15 protein-coding genes are annotated in these 16,362 nt (G+C 63.7%); 7 read left to right on the top strand and 8 right to left on the bottom strand.

Going from position 1 to position 16,362, the window contains the following annotated elements; translation table 11 throughout:
* Window positions 1-35 precede the first annotated feature (35 nt).
* Window positions 36-1,259 (bottom strand): ABC transporter permease, encoded by a 1,224-nt coding sequence (locus G452_RS0109545; protein WP_022662035.1) that lies wholly within the window; start codon window positions 1,257-1,259, stop codon window positions 36-38.
* A gap of 1 nt (window position 1,260) precedes the next feature.
* Window positions 1,261-2,916: a glycosyltransferase family 2 protein gene (locus G452_RS18810; RefSeq protein WP_022662034.1), complete on the bottom strand. Its 1,656-nt coding sequence runs from the start codon at window positions 2,914-2,916 to the stop codon at window positions 1,261-1,263.
* A gap of 169 nt (window positions 2,917-3,085) precedes the next feature.
* Between G452_RS18810 and G452_RS0109535 the strand changes: the two genes are divergently transcribed.
* Window positions 3,086-3,850, top strand: a complete 765-nt coding sequence (locus G452_RS0109535) for a glycosyltransferase family 2 protein (RefSeq protein ID WP_022662033.1) — start codon at window positions 3,086-3,088, stop codon at window positions 3,848-3,850.
* Window positions 3,851-4,525: 675 nt separating this feature from the next.
* Here the strand turns inward: G452_RS0109535 and G452_RS18805 are convergent.
* Together G452_RS18805 and G452_RS0109525 are read right to left on the bottom strand one after the other, a co-directional pair.
* Window positions 4,526-5,302, bottom strand: coding sequence for an asparagine synthase-related protein (locus tag G452_RS18805; RefSeq protein WP_155887629.1), 777 nt, complete (start codon window positions 5,300-5,302; stop codon window positions 4,526-4,528).
* Between the two features lie 109 nt (window positions 5,303-5,411).
* A complete protein-coding gene (locus G452_RS0109525) occupies window positions 5,412-6,833 on the bottom strand; it encodes an MATE family efflux transporter (protein ID WP_022662031.1) in 1,422 nt (473 codons plus the stop codon).
* A gap of 54 nt (window positions 6,834-6,887) precedes the next feature.
* Here G452_RS0109525 and G452_RS0109520 point away from each other — a divergent pair, with 54 nt between their 5' ends.
* Together G452_RS0109520 and G452_RS0109515 are read left to right on the top strand one after the other, a co-directional pair.
* On the top strand, window positions 6,888-7,469 hold the full coding sequence (locus tag G452_RS0109520) for a YeeE/YedE thiosulfate transporter family protein (RefSeq protein WP_081650556.1): 582 nt from the start codon (window positions 6,888-6,890) through the stop codon (window positions 7,467-7,469).
* A gap of 4 nt (window positions 7,470-7,473) precedes the next feature.
* Complete coding sequence (locus G452_RS0109515) at window positions 7,474-7,998, top strand: DUF6691 family protein (protein WP_022662029.1); 525 nt, start codon at window positions 7,474-7,476, stop codon at window positions 7,996-7,998.
* A gap of 62 nt (window positions 7,999-8,060) precedes the next feature.
* On the opposite strand, the gene G452_RS0109510 is transcribed toward G452_RS0109515, so the two are convergent.
* Genes G452_RS0109510 through G452_RS18800 form a run of 3 tightly spaced genes read right to left on the bottom strand, consistent with a single transcriptional unit; the run spans window position 8,061 to window position 11,580 of the window.
* The gene (locus G452_RS0109510) at window positions 8,061-9,725 is read right to left on the bottom strand and encodes an NAD+ synthase (RefSeq protein ID WP_022662028.1); all 1,665 of its coding nucleotides are present in this window, start codon (window positions 9,723-9,725) and stop codon (window positions 8,061-8,063) included.
* 3 nt (window positions 9,726-9,728) lie between these two features.
* Entirely contained in the window at window positions 9,729-10,700 is a 972-nt protein-coding gene (locus G452_RS0109505; protein WP_022662027.1) for a glycosyltransferase family 2 protein, read from the bottom strand.
* A 31-nt stretch (window positions 10,701-10,731) separates the two neighbouring features.
* Window positions 10,732-11,580, bottom strand: a complete 849-nt coding sequence (locus tag G452_RS18800; protein WP_040368563.1) for a ChbG/HpnK family deacetylase — start codon at window positions 11,578-11,580, stop codon at window positions 10,732-10,734.
* A gap of 138 nt (window positions 11,581-11,718) precedes the next feature.
* Here G452_RS18800 and G452_RS18795 point away from each other — a divergent pair, with 138 nt between their 5' ends.
* The 4 genes from G452_RS18795 (at window position 11,719) to G452_RS0109480 (ending at window position 14,832) form a co-directional block, all read left to right on the top strand.
* A complete protein-coding gene (locus G452_RS18795; RefSeq protein WP_022662025.1) occupies window positions 11,719-12,291 on the top strand; it encodes a MarR family winged helix-turn-helix transcriptional regulator in 573 nt (190 codons plus the stop codon).
* A gap of 106 nt (window positions 12,292-12,397) precedes the next feature.
* Window positions 12,398-14,008 (top strand): ArnT family glycosyltransferase, encoded by a 1,611-nt coding sequence (locus tag G452_RS0109490; protein ID WP_022662024.1) that lies wholly within the window; start codon window positions 12,398-12,400, stop codon window positions 14,006-14,008.
* Window positions 14,009-14,167: 159 nt separating this feature from the next.
* On the top strand, window positions 14,168-14,422 hold the full coding sequence (locus G452_RS0109485; RefSeq protein ID WP_022662023.1) for a helix-turn-helix domain-containing protein: 255 nt from the start codon (window positions 14,168-14,170) through the stop codon (window positions 14,420-14,422).
* 29 nt (window positions 14,423-14,451) lie between these two features.
* Window positions 14,452-14,832, top strand: coding sequence for a hypothetical protein (locus tag G452_RS0109480; RefSeq protein WP_027189145.1), 381 nt, complete (start codon window positions 14,452-14,454; stop codon window positions 14,830-14,832).
* Between the two features lie 151 nt (window positions 14,833-14,983).
* Here G452_RS0109480 and G452_RS0109475 read toward each other — a convergent pair whose 3' ends face one another.
* Window positions 14,984-16,339, bottom strand: coding sequence for an ATP-dependent 6-phosphofructokinase (locus G452_RS0109475; RefSeq protein WP_022662021.1), 1,356 nt, complete (start codon window positions 16,337-16,339; stop codon window positions 14,984-14,986).
* Between the last annotated feature and the right edge of the window lie 23 nt (window positions 16,340-16,362).

Raw genomic sequence — 16,362 nt, 5'->3', positions numbered from 1 at the left:
GCTCACTTTGCCGGATTCGACGCCGCACCGTTCGATCAAGACTTGAGCACGTCCAAAATTTCTATCCGCGACGCCTGCCATGCGGGATACGATCCCGCGAACAGCCCCAGCACGCCGGAGCCGACAAGAGTCATCCCGAAGACGCCCGAACTGAGCACCAGGGGATACTCCGTGAACCCGGCAAAGCCCAGGACGCCGAGCAGGCAGACCAGCACTCCGGCGCTGCCGCCGCAGGCCGAGAGCATGCCCGCCTCGTACATGAACTGCCGGACGATGTCCGAACGCCTGGCACCCACGGCCCGCCGGATGCCGATTTCCACCCGCCGCGCGCGCACCATCAGGATCATGATCGAGAGGATGCCCATGCCGCCCACGGCGAACGAAAGGCTCGAAGAGATCAGGCCCAGCGTCTGCATCAGGTCCAGGGCCTCGCGCTGAAGCTGGATGACGTCCTTGGCCTCGAGCATGCTGAAATCGTCCTCGACTCCGGGCCGCAGGCGGTGCCGCTCGCGCATCAGGCTGCGGACGCTTTCCCGGACCGACTCCAGGTCCGCGCCGTCCGCAAGGCTCATGCTCACCCCGCTGATCCAGTCCACGTTGGCGGCGCGCCGCATGTACGTGGACAGGGGCATGAAGATCTGCTCGTCCTGATTGACCCCGGACAAGTCCTGGCCTTTGACTTCCATGACGCCCAGGACGCGGTATCCTGCTCCGCGAATGAGCACCAGCTTTCCCAGCGCGGCTTCCGGCTCGCCGAAGAGCCTGTCCGCGATCTCGCGGCCCAGGACCACGACGCGGGCCTTGTCCCGCACCTCGGCCAGGTTGAAAAACCTGCCGTATGCCGGAATGAAGCTCCGCACCTGCTGGTACTCCGGCCAGGTCGCCGTGATCAGGGCGTTGGTCACGGTGCCCTGCCCGCGCACGGGCAGGCTCAGGTTGATGTAGGGCGCGCCCGCTGCCACGGCCGGAATCTTGTCCAGAATGCTCACCGCGTCGGACAGTTTGAAATTCGTATTGAAGTTGCTGAACTGGATGCCGCCCCCCCGGCGAAACCGCACCCGCCCCGCCAGCACGGAAAACAGGTTCGGCCCCATTTTCTCGGCCTGTATCTCGGCGTTGCGGACCATGATGTCGCTGACGCTCTGCACGCCCGTGAAGGCAAGCGCACCGAGAAACACGCCGAGCATGGCCAGGATCGTGCGCAGCTTTCGGGCGGTCAGCGAGGCGTAGGCGATGCGCATGTTCAGCAAAGCGGACACGTCAGTCCCCCAGGCCTTCGGCCAGTTCGCGCTCGGCGCGGCGTACCGCCTGCAAGGTCAGGTCGGAGAGCTTCTCGGCCACGCCTTCCAGTTGCCTGTCTCCGTGCTGCTGCCGCAGCTTCACGAGATTTCCCAGCGCGTTGCCTGCGGCGCTTGCGCCCCGCCGGGCCGCCTCGCCCGTGCGCTTGAGATGCTCCACGCGCAAGAATCCCTGGCAGACGGCGTAGCCGCCGGACTCGGCAACGCGCAGGTCGCGGTCCAGGTCGTCGAATTGGGATGGCGAGAAGCGGATGTCGAATCCGCCCTGCTCCGTGAGACTGCGGGTGCGGAAGAGGTGGCAACAGCCCGTGACCGAGACGCAGGTACGCAGGCTGTCGAACTGGCCAAGGTCGAACCCCTGGTGTTGCAGATCGCAGACCGGGAGGGCGGGCAGCTGCCCGCCCCCGGCGTCCGCCCGGTTTTCCCGGCCCAGGTCCGGACGCAGATGCAGGTCCGCATTCTGAACGACCCAGGGTCTGCCCGCGTCCACGACCTTGCAGCCCCATGCGTCCGCGCCGGGCTCGGAGCGGACCGCGGCGGCAAGTCTGCCGAGCCAGTCTTCCGGCACCAGGGCGTCGTCGTCGAGAAAGGCCGCGAACGGACGCGCCCGCACATCCTCGCGGGCAAGGAGCCAGTTCCGCGCGGCAGGCGCGCCCACGTTCACGTCCAGCCGCACGGCGGAAATACGTTCTGTGCCCCATTTCGACTTCCAACGCGAAAGCACGGCCGGAGTGGCGTCCGTGCTCGCGTTGTCCAGTGCCACGACATGGCAGCCGTCCAGGCCCGCGGCGTCGAGCCGGGCCAGACAGTTCTCCAGTTCGTCAGATTTTTCGTACGTATAGAGCAGAATGGAGCAATCGCCCGGCAGCGCGGCGGTTTCCCCGTCCCGCCCCAGGAGAACGTCCCTGGCGCGCAGGAGCGTGTTCACGTTCCAGGGCTGGGCCTTGAGCACGCCTTTCCAGAGCCGGAGCGCCAACTCCGGTTCGCCGAGCCCGTGGCGGCAGTGGGCCAGCCGGGTCAATCTGCCCGGCAGGGGCAATTCGCCCGCAAGCCTTTCCAGCTCGCCGCAAACGGAATAATCCCGCAGGATCAGCCGGGTTTCCGCCCGGACAACGTCCAGCAGGAACCGCCCAGGACCGTCCCAGCCCCTGCGCTCCAGTCCGCCGAAAAGCGCGGGCAGGCGCCCCGCATCCCCCTCCACGAGCAGCGACTCCACGCAGGCCCGGAGCAGGAAGGGATCGGCCTCGGCCCGGCCGGAGTGCATGTCCAGAAGCCGTTCATGGTCGCCCTTGGCGAGGTATCGGTCCGCGCGGGCGTCCGGCTTCCATTGTTCCGCGAGCCAGGTCAGCGCTCCGCGCAATTTCGGCGAGAAGGAATCCCGGCCCAGGGTCAGCAGGGGCTCGGCCAGGGAGCCGTTGAGCGGATCCTCTTCCCAGGCCGCCAGGAGGACATCGAACCCCAGCCGGGCCAGAAAGCCCGCCAGTTCGTGATCCGTTCCGGGAACGCGCGCGGAAGAGAGCGCGGCGTGGGCCAGTCCGGCCAGATGCGAACGCCCGACCCCTCCGGCGAGCAGGCCGCGGCGCAGCCTGCAAGGCAATCTTTCCCAGGCGAAATCCATGATGCACCCCCATGCACCCCAACAAGCCGCCGAGGCGCTCCACAACATTGACAAGAGCTTGCAGCCGCGTAAGAACCTTATCAATCCGCAACGGAAAACGCCAGCGCCGCCCGGCTGGACGCCTGTTTGACACTTCAACCCGCAAGGAAGCACCTGCCGAGGGAGTCACGTGGCCCTGCCAACGAGAGTCCGCCCCATACGAATCTGCGCCGTAATCCTGCATTACGGCGATCCGACGCTGACGGACCGGGTCCGGCGGCAGCTCCTGGATTCCGAGCACGAACTCGCGCCGGACATCCGCGTGCTGGACAATGCCGCACCGATTCCAGCGGTCGGAGCCTGGGTCCGGCTGCCGGAAAACATCTACTGGGCCGGAGCGCTGCGCTGGACCCTCGAACGCCTGGAGCAGGACGGCTCCCGCTACACGCATCTCTGGTTCCTGAACAACGACATTTCCTTTGCAACGCCCGGCCCCATGATCCGGCGCGTCGGCCAGCGGCTGGACTGGATCGAGTCCCGGCTCGGACCCGTGGGCGCGTACTCGCCGTCCGCCTTGCGCAACCCCTACCACGCGCAGATGGTCCGCGCGGCGGACAAGCAAATCCGCACGGTCGCCTATCTTGACGGAATCGCGCCTCTTTTCAATCTGGAAGCTCTGCGCGCCGCGGGCGGCATCGATCTGGAGGGCAACCCCTACGGATACGGGGTGGACGTCGTGACGAGCCTGCGCCTGCACGAAGCCGGGTGCGTCGTGGCCGTGGACCATCAGGTGGCCCTGCGCCACACCTACCACAGCACGGCCAGAACGGTTTCCGGTTTTCTGGAAGCCGCGTCCAAGGCCGAACATTCCTACCTTGCCGCCCGATTGGGCCAGGGCTACGCGCGCCGAATCGACGCGCTGCAACACGATTTCACGGACTACGACCGGCTTTGACCCCCCCCGGAGCGACCGCCCACGGTGGAGCCCCGGCCCGTCCCTGGATTGCCTGCCCCGTTCCCTGCCGTACGCAATACTTCAGCCCTGACTGCAACGCTGCCCGCCCCCTCTCAGAGGCGTTCGAAATGCCGCTCCGCAAGCTGAACCACAGCCTTTGAATGGCATTTCTTCATTGATCGCCTTGTAATCTTTCTTTGCGGCAACATGCACGAATGACATGTTTAGCTTTTATGATCGAATGAACGATCGCATATGGCTCACAGCTTGATCTCCGAATGCTCGATGGTCAAACCGCAACACTCCGCAAGTCACATTTTCTTGACTGTTCCGCAGGCTTCAGCGATGTTTTTCGCTGCATCTGCGAATTATCCACTCCAAGCCGAAAAAACGCTCACGTCCATGCTGATCAGTTCATCACGTTTTGCATGTCGGAGCTCTTTTTCACTTCGAGCGCTCTTCACCGACATTGAAAGCGAGAAACGCGATTCCCTTTCCGCATGGCCGGGAAAGGCGCGCACGAAACGGCAAAATGCCACCTCACAACATATCAACTTGAAATAATTGGCAATGCTGAAGTTGAGTCTTTGACGAAGCCCAGGCCGCTCTCCTGCATTGGAGGTCCCGAACCACGGCAACGGCCATTTCTTTCTGGACTATGCCAACCAACTATAATCATGTTCGATTTTCTCCGGAAGCGCGGTAGACATACCCGGCCAGGGTCAGCCCCAGGCCCTTGATCGTCTGCATGATCCTGGCGTGCGCTTTTTCAAGCAATGGTTCGGAACCAAAGGGGATTTCAAGGATCATCTTCAGATCGTCCAGGCGGGCGCGCACATCCTCGAAGCCCTCTTCGCGCAGAACCTCCTCCACGCGGGCCACTCTGGCAAGGTCTTCACGCCGGATGACTCGGCCCGCGATCAAGCGCGTGGCCAAGCAACTGTTCGATGGACGATTTGCGTTGGGAAGACCGAGGTTTTCCGCCAGTTCCCGGACATGATGCTTGCCCAGGCCGCACTCCTCCAGCGGCGAGCGGACATGATACTCGCGCAAGGCGCGCCTGCCCGGACGTGCGGGATCATCGTCGGCGTTTGTTCCGTCCAGCAGCAAGGCGTCCGGTGCGAGTTGTCTGGCCTGCGCGCAGAGAATCCGCTTGCAGCGCAGGCAGCGGTCGCTCTCGTGCGCGAGGATGCCGGGATCGTCCAGAAGACGCACACGCCCGAAGAGGTGGGCAATGCCGATGTGGGCGGCTATGCGCGCGGCCCATTCGGCATCGCAGCCGGAGGTGAACTCGCTGCGAAGGGTCACGGCCACGGCCCTGCCGCCCAGAGCGGCAAAAGCGCACGCGGCCACCACGGCGCTGTCCACCCCGCCGGACAGGAGCACGGCCACGCGCTCTTCCCGGTCCAGGGACGCGAAGAGCTGTTCCAATCGATCACCGAGGACGCTCATTCCCCTTTGTACCCCAGGATTCCGGGCTGTCAAACCCAACAGCGCAAACCTCCCCAAAACGGCAGCGGCTCGCCCTGGGCAAGACGGCGACGGTTCCTCCTGCGCTGCGTCAGGGCTTGATCACGGAAGCCTCGGTCCAGACATCGTCCTCGATGACCCGCATGGAACGCCACTTTCCCTGCCGGAAGCGTAGGCCGAAGATCAGCGCGAGCACGAGCACGTAGAACGAAAGCAGCGTCCAGGGCACCATGTAGCCCGATCCGAACCATTCCACGGCCAGATAGAGCGGCACGACCATGATCCCCAAAGAGCAGGCCCCGATGGTCCACATTACGAAACGGGTATCTCCCGCGCCCTTGAGCGCGCCCGAATACATCAGCATCAAGGCGTCCAGGAGGCTGTACGCCGCCACGAAGCGCAGCATGATCGTGCCCATCTCCAGGACAGGCTCGAACTCCGCGTCGCTCATGCCCAGCGGCCGGAACAGCTCCAGCAGGAAATGCGGCGCAAATAGAAAGAGAAGCGACATGCCGCCCATGTAGAGCATGCTCAGGCGGATGGCGTTGCCCGTGGCGCGTGCGCCGTGGTCCGGCTTGCCCGCGCCCAGGGACTGGCCCACGAGCACGCTGGTGGCGATGTGGAAACCGACGCAGGGCAGGAAAGCAAGGAGATCCAAGGAGATGATGATGTTCGTGGCGGCCAGCTCGGCCTTGCCCAGCCGGCCGATGATGTACACGAAGAAGGTGATCGCGAACATGTCCACGAAGAACTGTACCCCTCCGGGCAGTCCGAAGCGCATCAGCCTGCGGAAAATGCGCCAGTCCGGCCGCCACGCGCTGAGCACGTGGAAAGCCTCCTCGTTCGAGCGCCGGAAGATCAGCACGCCGAACATGACGGAAATGAGCGCGGTGCCTATGACCGTGGCCAACCCCGCTCCGGCGATGCCCAATTCGGGAAACGGTCCGATTCCGTATATCAGCATGTAATCCAAGGGAATGTTCACCGCTGCGCCGATGGTGTTCACGATCATCACGGATTTCGTCAGGCCGCGCCCGGAATAGAAGCAGGCCAGGCTCGCCGAGAGCACCGCGAATCCCGCTCCGAAGCTGAGAATTTGGAAATAGGTCACTTCCAGGGCCAGTATTTCGTGCGAGTGTCCCGCCATGGAAAAGATGGCTTCCCCGGCGAAACCCAGGCTCGCCAGGATGATCCAGGACGGGACGCAGAACCAGATGCCCTGCCAGAGCGAAGCTCCCACACGCTCCAGCTTGCCCGCGCCCATGTACTGGGCCACGAAGACGCTGACGTAATCCGCAACGCCGATGAAGAAGGCGAGGAACAGAAAGCTGGTGATGCTCGCGGGCAGCGATGCCGCGATGGCGTCCAGCGAATAGTTGGCCAGAAAGATCCTGTCCGTGAACTGCATCACGGTATTGGACACCATGCTCATGACCAGGGGCACGCCCACGGAAAGTACCTGGGAATAGCCTCCCGGACCGTTCCAGGCTTTGCGAATGCCGCTCTCGTCCATTTTATCCTTCCGTTTCCTTTTTGATCCGCGCCGCGTTGACATACGCGCCCGCCTATGTATGATCGTAGTGTTTCACTGCATCCGCGACACACCAGAACGAAGGAGAAGCATATGTCCTCATCCCGTTCCAAAGCCTGGAGCCCCTATGTGGCGGGCGCTCTTTCCGGGCTCGTGCTCGTGTTGTCCGTCTGGATCGCCGGAGAGTACTTCGGCGCGTCCACATCCTTTGTCCGCACTGCCGGGCTCATCGAACAAACCGTAGCGCCGGACCATGTTTCCGGACTTTCCTATTTCATGCATTACTTCGAGAAGAACGCGGGCATCGACTGGCAGTGGATGTTCGTTCTCGGCATCTTCCTCGGCTCGTTCTTCTCGTCCAACGCCTCCGGCAGCTTCCGCTGGATGGCGGTTCCGGATTCCTGGAAAGATCGTTTCGGTGCGAATGCCGCTAAACGCGGTCTCGTGGCCTTTCTCGGCGGGACCGTGGCTCTTTTCGGCGCCCGGCTCGCGGGCGGCTGCCCCAGCGGGCACGGCCTTTCCGGACTGGCCCAGCTCGCGGCGAGCGGCTATCTGGCCTTGATCATGTTCTTTGTCGGCGGGCTCGTGGTCGCGCGCCTGCTCTACGGAAGGAGGTAGACCCATGCAGCTCATCTATGGACTCGCCACGGGCATCCTCTTCGGAATCCTGCTCCAGAAGGCCCGCGTGCTGCGCTACGACAAGCAGCTCGGCGCGCTGCGCCTCAAGGACATGACCATCGTCAAGTACATGCTTTCGGCCATTCTCGTGGCCATGATCGGAATCTATCTCCTCAACGACCTGGGCATGATCGCCCTCAAGATCAAGGGCACCTCCCTGGGCGCTCAGATCCTCGGCGGGTTGATCTTCGGTGCGGGTTGGGCCTTGCTCGGCTATTGCCCCGGCACCTCCTGGGGCGCTCTGGGCGAAGGCCGCTACGACGCGCTCTGGGGCATCTTCGGCGGCTGGGCCGGATCCGCGCTCTACGCCGAGGTCTACCCGACCATGCAGCAAAGCGTCCTGCCCCTGGGCGATTACGGCAAGCTGACCTTGCCCGCTCTGTTCGGCGTCAACCACTGGGTGGTCATCGCCGTGCTCGCCGCGGCCTTCCTGGGCCTGTTCCGATTCTTCGAGCGCAAGGGGCTTTGAGCCGCGCCGCCGCACCTAACTCCAACAGACCGCAAAAGGGGCCGCAAGGCCCCTTTTCTCGTCTAAAGCGGACTCTTGCAGGCCACCGGCATTCGCCAGCCTGAGCCGAACGAACGCGCCCTGACCTTGACTCCGGGCACGGCCTGACGGCGTTTGAACTCCGCCCGCCGGACCAGTCCGAGCACGCTGTCCACAACCTCATCCGCAAAGCCCAGGGCCTTGATCTCGCGCCCGGCCATGCGCTGCTCCACGTGCAGCTCCAGGATGGCGTCGAGCGTCTCGTAATCGGGCAGGCTGTCCTGGTCGGTCTGTTCCGGCCGCAGCTCGGCCGAAGGGGCCTTGGTGAGGATCGCGGGCGGGATGATCTCCCCGAATTCCGCGTTCATCCAGGCGGCCAGCCGATACACGTCCGTCTTCGGCAGGTCCGAGATGGGCGCGAAGCCTCCGGCCATGTCGCCGTAGATGGTGCAGTAGCCCACGGCCAGTTCGCTCTTGTTGCCCGTGGCCAGGAGCATGGCTCCCGTCTTGTTCGAGATGGCCATGAGCAGATTGCCGCGGATGCGCGCCTGGATGTTTTCCTCGGTCACGTCCGGGTCGAGCCCCCGAAAAGGCTCTGCCAGCGTCTGCTGCATGGACTCCATGAGCGGGCCGATGGGCAGGGTGTGCGTGCGGATGCCGAGGCGCTTGGCCAGCTCCAGGGAATCGTCCACGCTGCCCTTGCTCGAATGGGGCGACGGCATGAGCACGCCGAGCACGTTGCCCCGGCCCAGGGCGTGCACGGCCAGAGCCGCTGTCAGGGCCGAGTCGATGCCGCCGGAAAGGCCGATGACGGCGCGGTGGAATCCGCTTTTGTTCAGGTAGTCCCGCAGCCCGGTGACCAGGGCGCGGTACGTCTCGGATTCCGGCGTGAAATCATCCTCGTCCAGCCGTCCGGATTTCTCGGAAAGGTCCACGATCAAGGTTTCCTCGCAAAAGCCGCAGGCACGGGCAAAGACCTTGCCGTCCGGGCCGATGGCCATGCTCCTGCCGTCGAAGACGAGATCGTCGTTGCCCCCGGTCTGGTTGGCGTAGACGATGGGGTAACCGTATTTGGCGGCCACCGCGCCGAGCATGGCCTCGCGCATCTGCTGCTTGCCCACGCTGAAGGGCGAGGCGGAGAGGTTGATCATCAGGTCGAGGTGCTCCCTGGAAAGCTGGTCCACCGGATCGTTCCGATAGGTGCAGATCGGATGGAAATCCTTGTCGTTCCAGGCGTCCTCGCAGATGGTCACGCCGATGCGGCGATCCATGAAGCGAAAGGTGTTGCGCGGATATTCCCCGCCCGTGCAGGACTCGGCGGATTCGAAGTAGCGCGCCTCGTCGAACACGTCGTAGGTGGGCAGCAGGGTCTTGCGGAATGTCCGGACAATCTCCCCTTCCATGAGCAGATACGCCGAGTTGTAGACCGGCTTGCCCACCCCGGAAAGGTTGGCTTCCGGCGCGCCCACCAGCAACGGCAGCGAATCCGAAAGCGATTCCGCGAGATTGAGGATGACCCGCTGGGAGGCGCGCACCACTTCGGGATAGAGCAGCAGGTCGCGCGGGGGGTAGCCCAGCAGGGCCAGCTCCGGCGCGACGCAGAAATGCGCTCCGGCGGACCGCGCTTCCTCGACCCCGCGGCGCAGTCGCTCGGCGTTGCCGTCCAGGTCTCCGACCACGGAATTGATCTGAAGTATTGCGATCTTCACAGGCTACCCTTCCGTTTCATCGTTCTGCTGCTGGACGATTTCCCGAATCACGTAGTTCTTGCGGTTCAGGACGCTGTCCAGGGTGTCGCCGAGGGCTTCCAGGATGAAGCCCGTGGACATGGCCCCCAGGGAGGCGATGTAGAGCAAGATCGCCCCCAGAAAAGGCGGACGGGTGCCCATGTGCTCGCCCAGAAAGACCTTTTCGTAAAGCAGCCAGGTCATGATCGCGGAGGCGGCCAGAAAGAGCAGCAGCGCGGCGCGCCCGAAAAGATACAGGGGCCGCTGCTTGAAGGAGTTCTGGAACCAGAGCATGACGATGTCGAAGAGCACGTCCACGCTGCGGCCGATGCCGTAGTGGCTCTTGCCCGCGAAGCGCGGCGGAGCCGTGGTCGGCACTTCCGTGACCGATCCGCCCATGCGGTGGATCAAGGCCGGAATCAGGCGGTGGTGCCCCTCGCGGAGCTGGAGCGACCGGGCCAGGTCGCCCTTGAGCACGGACAGGCCGCCCATGTCCTGGACCTGGCAGCCGCTGCTGCGGCGCAGCATCCAGTTGGCGATGCGGCTCGGCAGGCGGCGCAGGAGCATGCTTTCGCTGCGGTCCGTGCGGCGGCCCGAAACAAGATCCCACCCCTTGCGGATTTCCTCGATGAGCGAGGGCACCTCTTCGGGCTTGTGCTGAAGGTCGCCGTCCATGATCACGACATACCTGCCCCGGCTCTGCTGGATGCCCGCGTAGATGGCCGTGCACTGGCCCCGGTTGCGTGCCAGGAACACGCCGCGCAGGTTCGGGTCCTGCTTTGCCAGCTCGCGGATGATCTCCGGCGTGGAGTCCGTGGAGCCGTCGTTGACCAGAACGATCTCGTGGCTTGCGCCCATGCCCCGCAGGGCCGCGCTGATGCGGGTGTGGAACTCGCGCACGCAGAGTTCCTCGTTGTGCATGGGCGTGACGATGCTGACTTCGATTTCTTTGCTCATTGATTTGCCCCGGCTAGGCCATGGCTTGGATTCATTCGATATCTTCGGGCCGGATCTGGCCGTAGTGGACCAGCCGCGCGTCCATCTCCCGCAGCACGTCGCGCCAGCGGGGATCAGAGAGCCGGTCGAATTCGACGCTCCACTGGGAGCCGACGCGCATGGCCCCGAACTCGACCGGAAGCGGCGGATCACCCTCTTGCGGATCGCCGGGATGGCAGCAGATTTCCACCACCCGGTCGTTGCTGCCCGCCATATACTCTTTGAAGGCGTCGGGCAACAACCGCTCCCCCTGGTCCGCGATGCCCCAGATGCGGTCCGGCCAGGACACCGCTTCGGGCTTCTTCTGCATCAAGGCGCAGACATTGAGGAATTTCGTTCGCAGCCCGCCCTTGTCGAAGCGCAGAAGCCCGGCGCACTCCCGCGGCCTGCGCACCCAGCGAATGCCGTAGCGCTCGGCCAGCCGCCCGGCCACGGCCATCATGCCCGGCCAGGCGTGGATGTGCTTTTCGCTGTCCAGGTGCGTCGGACGCACGCCCAGGTCCATGATTTTTTCGATCTGGGCCGCCCATTCGGACTCGACCTGGCGCAGGTCCACGCGCCCGGCAAAATACCTGCCCATGAGCTTGCCGTAGTCGCCCAGAAAAAGATCGTCGTCCCCTAGGAGACTGGACACGAGGCGCGGCTGGAGCACGGACCTGCCGCGCAGCACGTTCATGTGCACGCCCAGCCCGACCCCGCCGATGCGCGCGGATTCTTCGAGGTCCGGTCCATTGGCCATGAGAGTCGAGGAAGTGACGATGCCCTCTGTCGACAAGGCGACCACGGCCCGCCGCACCGCAGGGTGCAGGCCCAGGTCGTCCACGTTTACGATGATGAACATGCGGCGCATCCTAGTCTTTCCGACCTGCAAGGTAAAGCGTGCGGGAGCGGCGCAATTCCGCTGCGGCATTGACATCTTTCAATTGCGGAAGCTATCTATATTTTCGACTATAAGAATCTCCATCCTGCGAGGTCTGATATGTCTTCCAGCTACGAGCAGTCCCCTTGCTCCCTGGCCGGCGCCCTTGCCCGCCTCCATGTCCAGGCCGTCCAGGCCAGGCTGGCCCCGCACAAGGCCACCGCTGCCGAGTTTCCCGTATTGCAGTGTCTCTGGCAGCGCGACGGCCAAACCCAAAGCGAGCTTTGCCGCAGCCTCAGCGTGGAGCAGCCCACCCTGGCCAACACGCTGAACCGCATGGTGCGCGACAATCTCGTGCGCAAGACCAAGGATACCAACGACCGCCGCCAAGTGATCATCAAGCTGACCCGGCGCGGGCGCGAGCTGGAGAACGTGCTTTCCGGCAGCGTGGACGAGGTGCTCGCCGCCGCGGAGCAAGGGCTTTCCGCAGAGGAGGTCCGGACCTATCTCGAACTGACGAGACGCATGATGGACAATCTCCGCCAGGATCTGGACCAGACTCCGGTGGTCCTGGACGAATCCCTGGCCCTTGCGGAAGAGGCAGAGCCGACGTCCACGCCGCCGCGGCCCGAGGAGGATGCCGCGGAAGAGGAAGTGCTCGTGCTCGGCGACGAGTACGAGGTGGAAGCCTGAGCCGCGCCTTCTTGCTTTCGCGGCCCGGAGAGGCTACGTCAGCAACGACCAGCGCCGCCGGGCCGGACGCCGAGCGCCCGCCTCAATCCCTGGCGCCGGGGGAAACATGCACAGCCTGACCCATTCCATGACCCGCTCCCTCAACGAACGCCCCGGTCTTTGGGCTTTTCTGATCATCCTGACGACCTTCGCCGTCCGCGTCGCCTATGTGGCCAGCGGGCAGGTCACCCTCGTCCAGGACGAGGCGCAATACTGGGACTGGACCCGGCATCTTCAGCTGACCTACTATTCCAAAGGCCCGCTCATCGCCTGGATCATCCATCTCTGGACCAGCGTGTTCGGGGACACGGAACTGGGCGTGCGATTCGGGTCCATCTTCGGGTCCGTGCTCACCCAGGCCGTGCTCTACCTCGGCATCGCCAAGCTCTGGAAGCAGCCCCGCGTCGCGCTCTGGACCCTGTTCATCTACAATACCACCGTGATCTTCAGCGGCCTGAGCATCCTGATGACCACGGACAATCCCTTCACCCTGACCTGGACCTGCTGCCTTTTCCTGCTCTACCTCGGCTCCCGGCCCCTGCGGGGCGAGCGCGCTCCCTGGTGGCCTTTCGCGCTGCTCAGCGTGGCTTTCGGCATCGGCGTGCTGGCCAAGTACACCATGCTCGGCTTCATCGGTCTCGCCGGGCTCTACTGGCTGATCCTGCTGCGCCAGAAAGCCTGCCCCAAAGGATTTTTCGCCAAGCTGGCCACGGCTCTCGGCGTGGGCCTTTTCCTCGGATTTCTGCCCACCCTGATCTGGAACATGCAGAACGATTTCGTGGGCTACAAGCACGTGCTGCATCTCATCGGCGCGCAAGGCAAGGAGGCACGGCACCTCTTCGACCTCCAGCGCGTGCCGGAACACCTGCTCGCCCAGATCGGGCTGGCCCTGCCCTGGTGGCTCTTCTTCATGTTCGTCGGGTCCGGTCGCGCACTGCGCCTCGCTTTTCGCCGCCGCCCGCCCGAAGATCGCGCCGAGATCGAAGAGCGCAAGCGCGCCGCCCTGCTGATGGTCCTGTTTCTCCCGGTCTGGCTGTTCTTCTTCTTCTGGAGCTTCCACGCCAAGATAATGCCCAACTGGACCACGGTCAGCTACGTTGCGGGCTGCATTCTCGCGGCCCGCGCCGTGGACCGCGCGCTCCAGAAGCGGGACGGCTTTCTGCAGCGCCATCGCAAGCTGCTCCCCGCACTGGGCATCGGCCTTTTCCTGTTGATGCACACGGCCCAGCTCCTGCCGCTGCCGAGCAGCATCGACCCCACGCGCCGGGTCAAGGGTTGGCGCGAACTCGGGCAGGTCATCGAAGAGCACCGGCTGCACGACTTCGCCGATCCGGACAAGGTCTTCATCTTCAGCAATCTCTACGACATGACCGCGGCTCTGGCCTTCTACACCCCTGGCCAGCCCCGCACCTACTGCGGCTGGGTCGATTCGCGGCGCATGAACCAGTACGACCTCTGGCCCGGCCCGGACGCGGACAAGGTCGGCTGGGACGCGGTCTACGTGCTCAAAGGCTACGACGACCTGCCCGCCAACGAGGTCCAGAAGATGTTCGACAGCTTCAGCGATCCCATCTACGTGCAGACCACCTTCAATGGCCGCGAGGCCCGGCGCTTCACCCTCTTCCTCTGCAAGGGCTACAACGGCTACTGGCCAAAGCGCCACAACCAGAAATTTTAATCTTTTTTTTCTCTCCTTTTCAAAAGACTCCGCAACCCAGCGGAGTCTTTTCTTTTCCATTTTCTAGACTTTTTTACGACAACGTATGACAGCTTTGACAATCTGTGACCAAGTATGACAAATGGAGTACAACCATTGCCAGCATGGGACAGAACAGTCATGAGCGACTCGCCGAAACCACCGACCTTGCTCACGGTGCAAGAGGTGGCCGACCTGCTCCGGGTGCATCAGCGCACGGCATACCGCCTGATCACGCGTGGAGACATCAAGGCCATCAAAATCGGCAGCCAGTGGCGCGTGGCCGAGGCGGCCCTGCTGGAGTTCATAGAATCTGGCTGGAAAACGGCGGCCAAGCGCCAGCCCAAGCCGGGAAAAGGTCCGCAGCAATTGCGGCTTCCCCTGGACGAGGAGTAGGGACGATGTCGGAGAAAGAGAAAGAGACGATGTGCAGGCAGCTTGTGGAAAACGTTGACCTTCCCAACGACCACGGGCACATGATCCGCGTCAGCGGCGCGATTCTCGCCGAGGACATGCACTTCAACGACAAAACCGGAATGCTCACCGTGGAAAAGGTCTACGACGCCGGGCAGGGCAAGCTCGCCTACGGCGCCATTTCCGCCGTGGACGATCGCCGCGACCGCAGGGCCTACATCATCGAGGAGCGCGGAGAGCGCTGCCTGGCCTCCAACGGCTCCATCACCCTTGATCTGCGCTCCAGCGACCTCATCCATCTGCTCGCGCTGGCACTGGAAGAGAGCAGGAATGTTTCGAGCCGCGCTCCCGGACTCGAACACATCCACCGCAAGCTGGCGGCCAACGCCTAGCTGATCCTCTCCTCATCCGGCTGCCGCGATTTCCACGATGGCAATGAAAAAGGGTCTTTCGGCCCTTTTTCATGTTCCGCGCACGTCCGGATGATCCGATCATCGCGCCGCGCACGCTGCGCACTTTTCCGCCAGGCGACGCCGCCCAGTATCAGCCGTTTTCCGGGAATCCGTTGCGCGTCGCGCTCTTGCAATGCCGCAGTTCCTGTCCCGTGGATTCGAGAACGGCGTGCCAGAAATCGGACTTGACCTTGACCGTTTTCCGGTTGCGGGTCACGAGGTGCAGCGGCAGATGCACGTAGCGGGACTGAAGCTGGGATACGACCATCCCGGTCTTGCCCGCCATGGCGGCGTGCACGGCATGCTGTCCGAGGAATCCGCAATAGACGCGGTCGTTCGCGTTGGCCGGGACCGAGCGGATGATGTAGCTGGGATCGATGAACTTGATGGTCACGTTCTTGTTCTTTTCCCGGAAGTAAGCCTTGATGCGGTCGATGAGCAGGGAACTGATGTCGCAGAGTACGGGATTTCCCGAAGCATCGGTCTGGCCCGAAGAGGAGCAGAACTCCTGCCCTGCTCCCTCCGCGCAGACGATCACCGCATGACGCCGGTTTTCCAGCCGCCGATCCAGAGATTCCAGCAGCCCGTCCGGCCCGTCCAGGTCGAAGCGGCATTCCGGGATGAGCACGTAGTTGACTTCCTTGAGCGCCAGAGCGGCCTGTCCGGCAATGAACCCGGATTCTCGGCCCATGACCTTGACCATGCCGATGCCCCGATCCACACCCGTGGCTTCCACATGCGCGCATTGGATGGCCTCGGTAGCCTTTTCCACCGCGGTATCGAACCCGAAGGAGCGGGTCACGAAGCTGATGTCGTTGTCGATGGTCTTGGGCACGCCGATGACCGCGATCTTGATGCCGCGCCGCGTGATCTCCTCCACGATGGCCTGGGCCGCGCGCATGGTGCCGTCTCCGCCGATGATGAACAGGCAGTTCACGTTCATGCGTTCCAGGGTGTCCACGATCACGGCGGGATCCTGCGGCCCGCGCGAGGAGCCGAGCATGGTTCCGCCGAACTGGTGGATGTTGGCCACGCTTTCCGGAGTCAGGGCTATCGGCTCGTGACCGTAGGACGGGACGAATCCCTGGAGGCCGAAGGGGATCCCGATCACGGACTGGACGTTGTAGTTGTGGAAGGACTCCAGGACGATGGCCCTGATCACGTCGTTGATTCCGGGGCAGAGCCCGCCGCAGGTGACCACGGCGCAGCGCGTCTTGGAGGGATCGAAGTAGAGATATTGCCTGGGACCGGCCTTTTCCATGGTCACGTTCTGCCCGGTCCGGAATTCAGCAAGATCCTCGTCGAGATCCTCGTCCGTGAGGTTGATGTGGTACTCCTCGCAGGAGTCCACGAACCGGCATGTATCCACGCCGGTTTTGACCTTTGGTTCGCCCAGAACCGGAATTGCCGTGTCCAGCCGAATTCCGGTCTCCTTGCTCTTGCTCATTTCCGCTCTCCCGGACAGTTTTG

Source organism: Paucidesulfovibrio longus DSM 6739, from assembly GCF_000420485.1.
In the GTDB taxonomy this organism is placed as follows: Bacteria; Desulfobacterota; Desulfovibrionia; order Desulfovibrionales; family Desulfovibrionaceae; genus Paucidesulfovibrio; species Paucidesulfovibrio longus.
This window is presented reverse-complemented; position numbering and strand designations above follow the sequence as displayed.